The sequence below is a fragment of the Methylobacterium amylolyticum genome, from assembly GCF_030700245.1.
Taxonomy (GTDB): Bacteria; Pseudomonadota; Alphaproteobacteria; order Rhizobiales; family Beijerinckiaceae; genus Methylobacterium.
This window is the reverse complement of the sequence record NZ_JAUYZI010000021.1, coordinates 95,800-107,249: the sequence shown is the minus strand read 5'-3', so window position 1 is coordinate 107,249 and position 11,450 is coordinate 95,800. Positions and strand designations below refer to the sequence as shown.

The following is an 11,450-nucleotide window of genomic DNA, read 5'->3' as shown; positions in this document are numbered from 1 at the left end:
TGGTAAGGTCGGATCTGCGGCGGCGGGCAGGACCCCGGCTCATCCTGGGGCATTGAAGCCCGCACCTCAGCTTGGGAGCCTGCCCGCCCATTCCACGACCCCGGACAGTCGCTCGGGCCGCAAGAGCCCGGTTGCGCAAGGGTGGGGCGGAATGGCGCTGGTGTGTGTCGGCATCGACGTGTGCAAGGCGCGGCTGGACGTGCATGTCCTGCCGCAGGGTCAGGCCTTCGCGGTTGCCCGCGACGGCACGGGCCTGAACGATCTGGTGACGCGCCTGCAGGCGCTGGGGCCGGATCTGGTGGCGATCGAGGCGACCGGCGGCTTCGAGCAGGTGGCGGCGGCAGCCCTGGCGGGCGCGGGTCTGCCGCTGGTGGTGGTCAATCCGGCCCAGGTCCGGCACTTCGCCAAGGCGTTGGGCCAGCGGGCCAAGTCGGATCCGATCGACGCGGCCGTGATCGCCCGGTTCGCGGCCGCCACGCAGCCGGCGGTGCGGCCGCTGCCGGATGCGGCCACGCGGATGCTGGCGGATCTGGTCGCCCGGCGCCGTCAGATCGTCGAGATGCTGGCGTCCGAGAAGAACCGGGCCCCGCGCACCGAGGCGGCGCGGATCGCCAGGAGCATCGCCCGGCTGATCAAGGCGCTGGAGAAGGAACTCGCCGCGATCGACGCCGAGATCGACACGGGCGTGCGCGGCTCGCCGGCCTGGCGCGCCACCGAGGACCTGCTCGCCTCGGTGCCGGGGGTCGGGCCGGTCACGGCGCGCACGCTCCTGGCCGAGCTGCCCGAACTCGGCCGGCTCAAGACCAAGCAGATCGCCGCGCTGGCCGGCCTCGCCCCGTTCGTGCGCGAGTCCGGCAAGGGGAAGGGCCGCGCCATGGTGTCGGGCGGGCGCAAGAGCGTGCGCACGGCCCTGTTCCTGGCAGCCCTCACCGCCTGCCGGCACAACCCCGTGCTCAAGCGGTTCCGCGACCGGCTCGTGGCCGCCGGCAAGCCCAAGATCGTCGCCGTCGTCGCCGTCGCCCACAAGCTCCTCTCCATCCTCAACGCCATGATCCGGGACCAGAAACCATGGCAACCCGCTTGACAGCCAACACAGTCGCTGAGGTGCCCGCGAGAGCGGGCCTCGAAGGAGGGCTCCAGGGATCGCGGCGCCCTCTGGAGGGCTCCTTCGAGGCCCCTTGCCACGGCAAGGGGCGCCTCAGGATGAGGGGGTCTGATGGGACCCGCAGGGCTGCACCCCGTACTGTCGTGTACTCTGGGCGCGTCAACGCTTCACCCGCTTAGATCCTTGGTGGATCGCAGGTTTTCGACGCCGAGCCGGCAACCACTTCGGCGAAACCTGCTGCGTTCGGCGCGAGAGCGCGTGTCGAAGCAAAGGTTTGGAGCCGTGCCCGGGCAGCGCCGGGCGGGGGTGGTCCGCCCTCAGGGTCATGGACGCGCCGGAACGGCTCCGCTAGCCTCCCGGCATGGCTGACAGCATCCTGGAGATCGCCGGCCGCGTCGGGAGTTCCGTTCGCGCCGTCTCGACCTCGACCGGCATCGGACTGCGCACCCGGGCGCACGGCGCCGGCGTCTCCGTCGACATGACGCCGGATTCCGCCCTCCGGCTCGGCGAGTGGCTCGTGGAGCAGGCTCGGGCGCAGGGGGCGGAGCAGGGGGCGGAGCAGGGGGCGGAGCAGGGGGCGGAGCAGGGGGCGGACCAGCGGCCCGCACCCGCCGGGGACGATGGCGCCGGGCGGGAGCGCGACGCCGCCGCGGCACCGGCCCGGCCGCCGCGGCCCCGGCGCCCCCGGGCCGACCGGAAGGCGTCCGAGACCGGGTAGGCGCGGGCCCGTCCACCGTGATTGCGGGGCCGCCCTATCCGCCCCCGGACGGGGCGGCCACCCAGCCGCCCTTCAGGGCCAGCTCAACGGCGTAGATCGGCGTGCCCCGCGCGTCGCGCACGGAGACCGTGAAGACGCGGTTGTCGCCGTCCGGGAGCCGGTCATCCGCCATCGCCGGGAGTGTTTCCAGCGCGAGCCGCCGTGCGGCCTGCGCGTCCGGCAAGTCCTGCCCCTCCTCGTCGCGGTCGTGGCGATCCCCGTCGCTGGTGTCGAAGAAGAACACGGGCACTGTCTGCCTCATCCTCACGCCCCCGGGACGCCCCACGACGTGCACCGGGTCTGCGGAGAACCGCGGGCGGCCGGGACGGTTTCGCCCCGCCGCGCTCAACCCGCCGCCAGGGCCGCCGCGCGGGCTTGGCCGGGGCGCAGGGTGCCGGTGAGCAGGTCGGCCTGGCCGACGAGGCGGGTGAGCGACTGGCCGCGCGCGGCCTCGGGTTTCTCCGGCAGCTCCGGCCGGTCCTCGGCGAGGGCCCGCAGGGTCTCGACCACCCAGGCGCGCCACGCCGCTGCCTCGCGGGCGGCCGCCTCGGGGGCGTGGCGCAGCACCGTCAGCCGGGCACTCAGCCGGCGCAGGGTGGCGTCGGCGACCATCGCCGCCTCGACCGCGGGATGGTGGCCGGCCCGGGGCTGCTGGAGCGCGCGCGAGAGCGCCGCCTCCAGGTCGTTGAGGGCGAGGCCGGCGGCGCGGGTCCGGGCGGCGATCAGGGTCTCCCGGCCCTCGCCGGCGCCACCCAGCAGCACCGCCTCGGCGAAGTCGGCGTGGGCGGCCAGCGTCCGGCGCAGCTCCCGGCGGACCTCGTCCGGCTCCCAGATCGGCCAGAGCACGAGGCAGCTCGCCACCGCGATCAGCCCGCCGAGCACGGTGAAGGCGGCGCGCAGGCCGACGATCTCCCAGGAGCTGTGGCCGGGCTCCAGCACCTCGACCAGCAGCACGATCAGCGGCGTCAGGCAGGCGACGAAGAAGCCGTAGGAGACTTGCCGGGCGGCGAAGCCGACGACGCTCAGGACAAGGATCATCGCCGCCTCGGAGAGCGGCGTGGCGGCGTAGTAGGCGAGCACCGCGCCGACCACGCCGCCGAGCACCGTGCCGCCGATCCGCTCCAGCGCCCGCTGCCACGTGGCGGCGTAGAAGGGCTGCATCGTCAGCACCAGGGTGATGACCAGCCAGTGGGTGAAGGCGCCGCCGAACCACAGCGTCGCGGCCAGCGCCGGCGCGGAGACGACGCTGGCGCGCAGGGCGTGCCGCAGGTTCGGCGAGGCGAGCGTGAAGTTCTGCGCGAGCGGTTCGAGATAGCGGCTGCGCCGGTCGAGGCGGTGCCCGTCGGTGACGGTGCCGCCGGCCCGGTAGCCCTCCGGCGTCGAGAGCTTGGCGCCGATCCGCACCCGGCCGAGGATCGCCTCGCCGAGGCGGGCGAGCGTCGGGTCGGCGCCGAGGCCCTCCCCCGCCCGGACGATCGCGCGCTCCAGCCGGTCGCGGTCGACGGGCGCGTCGTCGCGGATCGCCCGGGCGATCACCGCGAGCAGCGGCCGCAGCCGCCGCAGGAACGCCCGCGCCAGCGCCCGCCGCTCGGGGGTGGGGCGGCTGTCGATCAGCTCGGTCACCGCGATGAGCGCGGAGAAGATCTGCTCGGCGCTCTCCAGGCGCAGCAGCGCCTGCGCCGCGCGCTGGGAGACGCGCTCGCGCGAGCGGACGAGGTCGAGGATCATCGCCCGGGCGGTCTCGATGCCGGTGCGCACGCCGCGGCGGTGGGCGCGGGCGTGGCCGTCGAAGGCCTCCGCTCCGGGCTCGGACAGGGCCGCGAGGCGTTCGAGGTCGCCGACGAGGCGGGTCAGCCCGCGCCAGACCTCGGCCACCGTGCGCTGCGCCGGACGGTAGGGGTGCAGCCGCCAGACCACGAGGGCGAGGAATGTGGCCCACAGCCCGCCGGCCGTGAACATCAGCGCCGTGACCGCGGCCTGCTCCGGGGTGAGCGGCCGCTCCAGGGCGATGCAGAGCACCACGATCAGCACGTTGCCGGCGGCCTGCGCCTGCACGCTCCACACCCGGATGTAGGTGCAGGCGAAGATCACGGCGCAGGCCACTGGCACCGCGACGGGGATCCCCAGCGGCCGCAGCAGGCCGAGCCCGGCCCAGAGCACCGCGCCGGCGAGCGAGAAGGCGGTGAGCACCCGCAGCCGCACCCGGGTCGGGCCGCCGGTGTCGCAGAAGCAGGCGAGGTTGGCCGCGAAGGCCATGATCAGCAGCGGCGGCCATTGCAGCCACGCGTCGATCAGGAAGACGACGCCGAAGGCGAAGCCGGCGCGCACGCCCTCGGCGAGCCGCAGGGCCGTCAGGTCGAGGCCGACCGGCAGCCGCGCGAGGTCCGCGCCCGGCCAGCCGAGGCTGCCGCGGCCGCCGGACCGCCGCCGGCGCGGCGGCCGGTCGGGCCGCGAGGCGGGCGGGACGGGGGCGGTCAAGATCGGGCTCCTGTCGCGGGGCGGGAACGGGGGGCCGGGTTCAGCCGTCCGGGCGCCGCCGACGCCCGGCGCGGGCGGTGACGCGGCGCAGCACCCGGGAGAGCTGCTCGGCGGCGTAGGGCTTGTGCAGCAGCTCGAAGCCGTGCTCGCTCTGCTCGGCCAGCACGTGGCTGTAGCCGGAGGCGAGCACCACGGGCAGGTCCGGCAGGCGGCGGCGCAGTTCCTCGGCCAGCGCGATCCCGCCCATGCCCGGCATCACCACGTCGGAGAACACCACGTCGAACCCGCCCCCGTCGGCCCCGATCCGGTCCAGCGCCTCCTCGGCATTGGCGGCCCAGGTGGTCTCGTAGCCGAGATCCTGGAGGATCTGCGTCGAGAACCGGCCGACCTCGACGTTGTCCTCCACCACGAGCACGCGCTGGCCCGAACCCACCGGCGCACCGAGCGGATCGGGCTCGGCCTCTTCCGGCCCGGCGCGGCCCGCCACCTCCGGCAGGTAGAGGGTGAAGCGCGTGCCCGCGCCGAGGGTGCTCTGGACATCCACGTCGCCGCCCGACTGCTTGGCGAAGCCGAACACTTGGCTGAGCCCGAGGCCGGTGCCCTTGCCGACCTCCTTGGTGGTGAAGAACGGCTCGAAGATCCGCCCGAGCAGGTCCGGCGGGATGCCCGTGCCGGTGTCGGAGATCGACACCGCCGCGAAGGCGCTGCGCGAGCCGGCGTGGCCCCGGATCGCCGGCATCGGGCTTCCGCACACGAGACGCAGGGTGAGAACCCCCTGCCCTTCCATCGCGTCGCGGGCGTTGACCGCCATGTTGACGAGCGCCGTCTCGAACTGGCTGACGTCGCAGCGCACGTGGCAGAGGACGTCCGGCAGGTCAGTCGCCACCTGGATGCGCGCGCCCGTCACCGTGTCGATCAGGTCGGCCACGCCCCTGAGCCGGGCACCGACCTCGAACACCTCGGGCTTGAGCGCCTGCCGCCTTGCGAAGGCGAGGAGCTGGCCGGTGAGCTTGGCCGCCCGGTCGACCGTGTCGGACACCGCGTCGAGGTAGCGGGTCTTGCGCGCCTCCGGCAGTTCCGGCCGGCGCAGGAAGTCCACCGACGAGCGGATGATCGTCAGCAAGTTGTTGAAGTCGTGGGCGACGCCCCCGGTGAGCTGGCCGACCGCCTCCATCTTCTGCGACTGGCGCAGGGCCTCCTCGGCCTGCCGCAGGGCCTCCTCCCGCTCCCGCTCGACGGTGAAGTCGCGCCCGACCGCGTTGATCAGCCCGTCGCCCGGCCGCGCCGCCCAGGAGATCCAGCGGTAGCCCCCGGCCTTGTGGCGGTAGCGGTTGTCGAACCGGGCGTGGGTGATGCCCTCGGACACCTGCTGCGCGGTCTCGCGCGTGCGGGCGAGATCGTCGGGATGGACGAGGTCGAACAGGCTGGCGCCGATCAACTCGTCCTCGTGCCAGCCGAGCACCTCGGTCCAGGCCGGGTTCACCGCGGCGATCACCCCCGCGAAGGTGCTGCGGAGCATGATGTCGGTGGAGAGCTGCCAGAGGGCGTTGCGGTCCCGCGTGCGCTCGCGGACCTGCGCCTCCAGGGTCTCGTTGAGCCGCCGCAGGGCCGCCTCGACCCGCTTCTGCTCGGTGAGGTCGAGCATCGCGCCGATCATGCGCGTCGCCCGGCCGTCGGCACCGCGGATGACGTAGCCGCGGTCGACCACGTCGGCGTAGCTGCCGTCGGCGCGCAGGAACCGGTAGCTGTCGAGCCACGCGTTGCCCGTGCCGTCGATGACGGCGTGGATCGAGGCGTCGATCCGCGCCCGGTCGTCGGGGTGGATGTGGCCGAGCCACCATGCACCGGTGGGCTCCACCGTCTCGGGGGCGTGCCCGTAGGCGTCGGTGAGCGCCTCGTTCCAGAGGACGTGGTTGCGAGCGAGGTCCCAGTCCCAGATCGCGTCGTTGGTGGCGCGGGTGGCGATGCGGTAGCGCTCCTCGGTGGCCCGCAGGGCGGCCTCGGCCGCCTTCTCCGCCGTGACGTCGCGGACGGTGCCGACGAACCGCTCGGTGCGGCCGGCCGCGACGACGGCCTGCCCGCGGGCGGCGAGCCAGCGCTCGGCGCCGGTATCGGCCGCGCGGACGCGGTAGGCGATGTGGAACCTGCCGGGCCCGTCCGGATCGAGGGCGGCCTGGACCGCCGCGTGCGCCCGGTTCCGGTCGTCCGGGTGCAGTCCGGGCAGGAAGGTCCCCTCGTAGGTCACGGCTGCGTCGGCCGCGACGCCGAACAGGGCGCGGACGCGGGCGTCCCAGCCCAGGGCGCCGGTGACGAGATTGTAGTCGTAGATGCCGACGCCCGTGGCCTCGATGGCGAGCCGCAGGCGCTCGCGGGTCCGCACCCGCTCGGTGACGTCCCGGAACAGCACCGCGACCTGCCGCCGCTCCGCCGGCTCGATCCGGAAGGCGGCGACCTCGATGATGCGCCCGACGAGCACGAATGCGCGCTCGAAGCGGATCGGCTCCCCGGTGCGCAGCACGCCGCCGTAGAGTTCGACCCAGCCGTCGGCCTCCGCGGGCGCGAGGTCGCGCACGCGCCGGCCGACGATGTCCGGGATGCCGGTGTTGCGCTCGTAGGCGGGGTTGGCCTCGACGTGGACGTAGTCGCTGAGGGGCCCGTGCGGCCCGTCCACGAACTCGATGATGCAGAAGCCCTCGTCGATCGCGTCGAACAGGGTGCGGTAGCGCGCCTCGTGCCGGGCGAGTTCGGCTTCCGTGGCGCGCAGGGCCTCGCCGGTCCTGTGATGCGCCGTGCGGTCGCGCAGCACCTTCACGAAGCCGGTATGGGTGCCGTCCGGCTCGCGCAGGGGCATCATCTCCCCCGCGGCCCGGATCCGGGCGCCGTCCTCGCGCAGGTGCCAGCGGTCGTCGTCGGCACGGCCGCGGGCGAGCGCAGTCCGCATCTCGGTCTCGAGGCGCCCGGCGGCGCGGTCCTCCGGGGTGAAGAAGAACGTGGCGGTCCGGCCGAGCACCGCGGATGCGGCCCAGCCCAGGACGCGCTCGGCGCCCGCGTTCCAGTCGGTGACGCGGCCCTCGCGGTCGAGGACGACGATGGCGAAGTCGACCACGCTCGCGACGATGGTGTGCTGCCGCGCCAGCTCCGCTTCGAGGGCGCGGTTGCGGGCCTGGAGCGCCTCGATCTCGGCCGGCGTCATGGCCGCCGTCATGATTGCCGTCCTGGCCGCCCGGCCTCGGCCGCCGCGGGGACGGCGCGTGCGGGGGCGCGGGCGAAATTCCGGACGGCTGGGCGGGGCATGAGGCGCCCCCCTTAGCAGGGTCGCACCGGCCTGTCTGCCCGGCGGCCCGGGGCGCAGCGCCGTCTCAGGCCACGTCCTCGATCCGGATCGGCAGGCTGCGGATCCGGCGGCCGGTGGCGTGATGGACGGCGTTGGCGATCGCTGCGTTGACGCCGATGATGCCGAGCTCGCCGAGCCCCTTCACCCCGAGCGGGTTCGCTTGGGAGTCGGGGTCCGGCACCAGCAGCGCCTCCACCGCGCCCACGTCGGCGGCGGTGGGGACGAGGTACTCGGCGAGGTCCGGGTTGCGGTAGGCGGCGCCGTCGACCACCGTCTCTTCGAGGAGCGCCGAACCCAGGCCCCAGATCATCCCGCCGACGAGCTGGCTCCGGGCGGTGAGCGGGTTCAGCACCCGGCCCGCGGCGAAGGCGCCGGTGAGCCGCGGCACCCGGATCTCGCCGGTCTCGGCGTGGACGCGGACCTCCGCGAACTGTGCGCCGAAGGCCCAGGCGAGGGCGTCGTCGGGGAGCGTCAGCCCGATATGGCCGGCGCGCAGGGCGTCGAGCGCCTCCGGCTTGCCGCCGCGGGGCACGAACTCGGCCAGCGTCTCGACGGATGCGGGATCGAGGAGGCCGACCGCCGCTTGCAGCGGCAGCGCCGCGCCGTCCGGAGCCGCGAGGACGCCGTCCGCGAGGGCCAGGGCATCCGGGTCCCGGCCCGCGAGCGGCCCCCCCGGCGCGGCGGCCGCCCGCGCCAGCCGGCCGCGCACCTGCTCGCAGCCCAGCGCCAGGGCGTTCATCAGGCTCGTCGTGGTGCTCGACCCGCCCGAGATCCCGGACGGGGGCAGCGCGGAATCGCCGAGCCGGACGCGGACGCGCTCCACGGCCACGCCGAGCCGCTCGGCCGCGCCCATGGCCAGCAGGGTGGTGATGCCGTTGCCGATCTCGTGGCCGGCGGTGGCGACCTCGGCGGAGCCGTCGGCGCAGAGCCGCACCCGCATCGTCGCGGCGGCGATCTTCACCGGGCGCACGCTCGCCGCGCAGCCGAGTCCGACCCGCCAGGGCCCGTCGCGGGTGACGCCCGGCCGGGGCGCCCGTCGTGCCCAGCCGAAGGCCGCGGCGCCCGCGTCGAAGCAGGCCATCAGCGGCCGGCTCGTGAACGGCTTGTCCGTCACCGGGTCGGTGGCGGTGTCGTTGCGGCGGCGCAGCGCGATCGGGTCCATGCCGAGTTCGCCGGCCAGTTCGTCCATCGCGGTTTCGAGGGCGAACAGGTAGGGCACCTCCGGCGGCGCCCGCATCGGCCCCGGCGTGTTGCGGTCGACCCGCACCGCCCGCTCCTGCGTGCGGATGGCCGGGCAGGCGTAGAGGCTCGCGGTCACGTCGCATCCCTCCATGGCGAAGGGATCGAAGCGGGAGGTGACGACCTCCGCCTCGTGGACGAGGGCGGAGAGCCGCCCGTCCGCGCCGGCGGCGAGGCGCACGGTGTGGCGCGATTCCGGGCGGTAATTGGCGATGGTGAAGCATTGCCGCCGGCTCGGCACCAGCGAGACCGGCCGGCCGAGGCGCCGGGCGGCGAGCGCCACCAGCGCCGTGTGCTGCGAGAGGGCGAACTTCGAGCCGAAATGGCCCCCGAGCAGGCCCGCCACCACCCGGACATCGCTTGGAGCGAGCCCGAGCTGCGCGGCGAGGCCGTGCTGCACGGCGCCGACATAGCGGGTGGGCTCGTGGACGGTGAGGCGGTCCCCGTCCCACGTCGCGCGGGTGGTGAACAGCTCGATCGGGTTGTGGTGCTGGACCGGCGTCTCGCAGCGCGCCTCGATCCGGACCGGGGACGCGGCGAGGGCGGCGTCGGGGTCGCCGCGGCGGATGTCGGCGTGGCCGGGCTTCAGGTCGGCGAGGCGCACGGTCTCGGCGCCCGGAGCGTCGAAGCCGCCGGCGGCGGAATCCTGCTCATAATCCACCCGCACCGCCGCGGCGGCGGCGGTCGCCGCTTCCGGCGTCCGAGCCACCACCAGCGCCACGATCTGCCCGGCATAGACGATCGCGTCCGAGTGAAGCGGCCGATGGGAGCTGTTGACGTAGCCGCCGGCCATCAGGTGCGGCACGTGCGCGACCGCGCCGGCGACGTCGCGGTGGGTGAACACCCCGAGCAGTCCGGGGACGGCCTCGGCCGCGGCGAGATCGAAGCCGGTGATCCGCCCGCGGGCGATCGGGCTGGTCACCAAGGCGGCGTGGGCGATCCCGGCCGGCTCGCGCGCGTCGGAAGCGTAGCGCGCGGCGCCGGTGACCTTCGCCCGCCCCTCGACCCGCGGATGGGGCCGTCCCAGGATCTCCGCCATCGCCGTCTCCCGCGCCGCCTCGACCCCGCGACGCGGCCCCGGGAAACCGCCGCGCGCGGCGACGGGCTCCACCCCCGGCGGGGCGACAGATCGCTGCGCCCGCCCGTTTTACCCGGCCTGCGGGCGCGCGTGCGCGAAACCAATCGCCGGTGGCGTCGTTGAAGAGGTAAGGCGCCATGCCTCACAGAGCGCCGTCGCGACCCTCTGCGAGGAGGCGGCACATGTCCAAGATCTGCGTGAAATCCGCGACCGACGGCACCCACTCGGTGGTCCAGGGCCACGAACCGCTCGCCAGCGGCCTGAGCCTCGAAGAGGCTGAGAACTTCTCGACCTTCATGCGGGCGTCGGCCCGCCTCGCCCGAACGCGGCGGCTGCACGACGCGCTGCGTCTGCGCGGCTAGACCTGTCCGCGGCACCCGCGGTCGCGACGGCGCGGGCTGGTTCCGATCCGCTCTCCATCCGTGCCCGCACGCGACATCGTCCGGAACACGCCGCGCCGCGGCGGCGCCCGTGTCGTGGCGGACGCCCCGAACGCGCGGTGCGCGCGTTCGGATCCGCCCCGCTCAGTGCTCGGTCCCCGGCATGTTCGGCCGCGGCGGACCGCCGTGGTCATGGATGATGCTCGACCGCTTCGGATCGCCCTTCAGCTCGGCCACCTGCTTGCGGGCCGCCGCGGCCAGGAACCAGACCCCACCGAGGGTGCCCAGGGCAAGTATCAGGAGTGGAATTCCGTCACTCATCGATTTTCCTCCTGCCGGATGGGCCGTCGAGGACGGTAGAGAGATCCATCCCGCTCCGTGAAAACTGCGGCTGAGGCCTCCGGTTGCCGATTTTTCTTGGCCGCCCCCCGCGCCATCGGCGCGCGCCCCCCGGCGCGGGCCGCCTTGCCCTGGTGCGGCTCGTCCCGTAACCCTCCGTCGTGGGCGGCGGGGATGGCGCGGGAATGGCTGTGTCGGGGAGCGGTGATCGGGCGGCGCGGCGGCGGGACGCGCGCTAGACCCGTGTCCCCGTTCGGCCTCTCCCTCGGCGGCACCTCGCCCGACGACGTCGCCCACATCATCCAGGTCTCGCTGGCGCCGGCCTTCCTGCTCACCGCGCTGGCGACGCTGCTCAACGTGTTCTCGACGCGGCTCGCCCGCATCGCCGACAAGGTGAACGCCACGGCCCGCGACCTCGCCCGGGCGGACGCGGCCGAGACCCGCCACCTCGCCCGGCGCCTGTCCTACCTGCGCCGCCGCTCGTTCCTCCTGGATATCGCGGTGGTGCTGGCGAGCCTCGGCGCCGTGCTCACGCTCAGCGCGATCCTGACCCTGTTCGTGGGGGCGCTGCGCGACGCGGCCGCCGCGACGGTGCTGTTCGGCTGCTTCGGCACGGCGCTCCTGCTGACCGTCGGCGCGATCAGCGCCTTCCTGTGCGAGATCCTGATGGCCGGGCGCGGCGTGCGCGTCGAGGTCGACCGGCAGCAGGATCAGGCGGCGGGCGCCGCGCGGGCGTGAGG

9 protein-coding genes and 1 pseudogene are annotated in these 11,450 nt (G+C 74.7%); 4 read left to right on the top strand and 6 right to left on the bottom strand.

Annotation, left to right across the window (positions count from 1 at the left end; translation table 11 throughout):
- Nucleotides 1-151: 151 nt before the first annotated feature.
- Nucleotides 152-1,084 carry a transposase gene (locus tag Q8W71_RS16345; protein ID WP_305526449.1) on the top strand — a complete coding sequence of 311 codons (933 nt, stop codon included), beginning with the start codon at nt 152-154 and terminating at the stop codon, nt 1,082-1,084.
- 382 nt (nt 1,085-1,466) lie between these two features.
- On the top strand, nt 1,467-1,823 hold the full coding sequence (locus tag Q8W71_RS16340; protein WP_305526448.1) for a hypothetical protein: 357 nt from the start codon (nt 1,467-1,469) through the stop codon (nt 1,821-1,823).
- Between the two features lie 34 nt (nt 1,824-1,857).
- On the opposite strand, the gene Q8W71_RS16335 is transcribed toward Q8W71_RS16340, so the two are convergent.
- The 5 genes and pseudogenes from Q8W71_RS16335 to Q8W71_RS16320 all read right to left on the bottom strand — a co-directional run bounded on the left by Q8W71_RS16335 (nt 1,858) and on the right by Q8W71_RS16320 (nt 9,952).
- Entirely contained in the window at nt 1,858-2,124 is a 267-nt protein-coding gene (locus tag Q8W71_RS16335) for a DUF6894 family protein (RefSeq protein WP_305526447.1), read from the bottom strand.
- An 83-nt stretch (nt 2,125-2,207) separates the two neighbouring features.
- Nucleotides 2,208-4,340 (bottom strand): FUSC family protein, encoded by a 2,133-nt coding sequence (locus tag Q8W71_RS16330; RefSeq protein ID WP_305526446.1) that lies wholly within the window; start codon nt 4,338-4,340, stop codon nt 2,208-2,210.
- Nucleotides 4,341-4,380: 40 nt separating this feature from the next.
- Nucleotides 4,381-6,333, bottom strand: coding sequence for a PAS domain-containing protein (locus Q8W71_RS33070; RefSeq protein ID WP_458351517.1), 1,953 nt, complete (start codon nt 6,331-6,333; stop codon nt 4,381-4,383).
- A 9-nt stretch (nt 6,334-6,342) separates the two neighbouring features.
- Nucleotides 6,343-7,533 (bottom strand): annotated as a pseudogene (locus Q8W71_RS33065) (PAS domain-containing protein); the annotation flags it as partial.
- 166 nt (nt 7,534-7,699) lie between these two features.
- Complete coding sequence (locus Q8W71_RS16320; RefSeq protein WP_305526444.1) at nt 7,700-9,952, bottom strand: xanthine dehydrogenase family protein molybdopterin-binding subunit; 2,253 nt, start codon at nt 9,950-9,952, stop codon at nt 7,700-7,702.
- 221 nt (nt 9,953-10,173) lie between these two features.
- Between Q8W71_RS16320 and Q8W71_RS16315 the strand changes: the two genes are divergently transcribed.
- Nucleotides 10,174-10,353 carry a hypothetical protein gene (locus Q8W71_RS16315; protein WP_305526443.1) on the top strand — a complete coding sequence of 60 codons (180 nt, stop codon included), beginning with the start codon at nt 10,174-10,176 and terminating at the stop codon, nt 10,351-10,353.
- A 162-nt stretch (nt 10,354-10,515) separates the two neighbouring features.
- On the opposite strand, the gene Q8W71_RS16310 is transcribed toward Q8W71_RS16315, so the two are convergent.
- Entirely contained in the window at nt 10,516-10,692 is a 177-nt protein-coding gene (locus Q8W71_RS16310; RefSeq protein WP_305526442.1) for a hypothetical protein, read from the bottom strand.
- A 261-nt stretch (nt 10,693-10,953) separates the two neighbouring features.
- On the opposite strand from Q8W71_RS16310, the gene Q8W71_RS16305 reads away from it, so the two are divergent.
- Nucleotides 10,954-11,448 carry a DUF2721 domain-containing protein gene (locus tag Q8W71_RS16305; protein ID WP_305526441.1) on the top strand — a complete coding sequence of 165 codons (495 nt, stop codon included), beginning with the start codon at nt 10,954-10,956 and terminating at the stop codon, nt 11,446-11,448.
- Nucleotides 11,449-11,450: the final 2 nt, after the last annotated feature.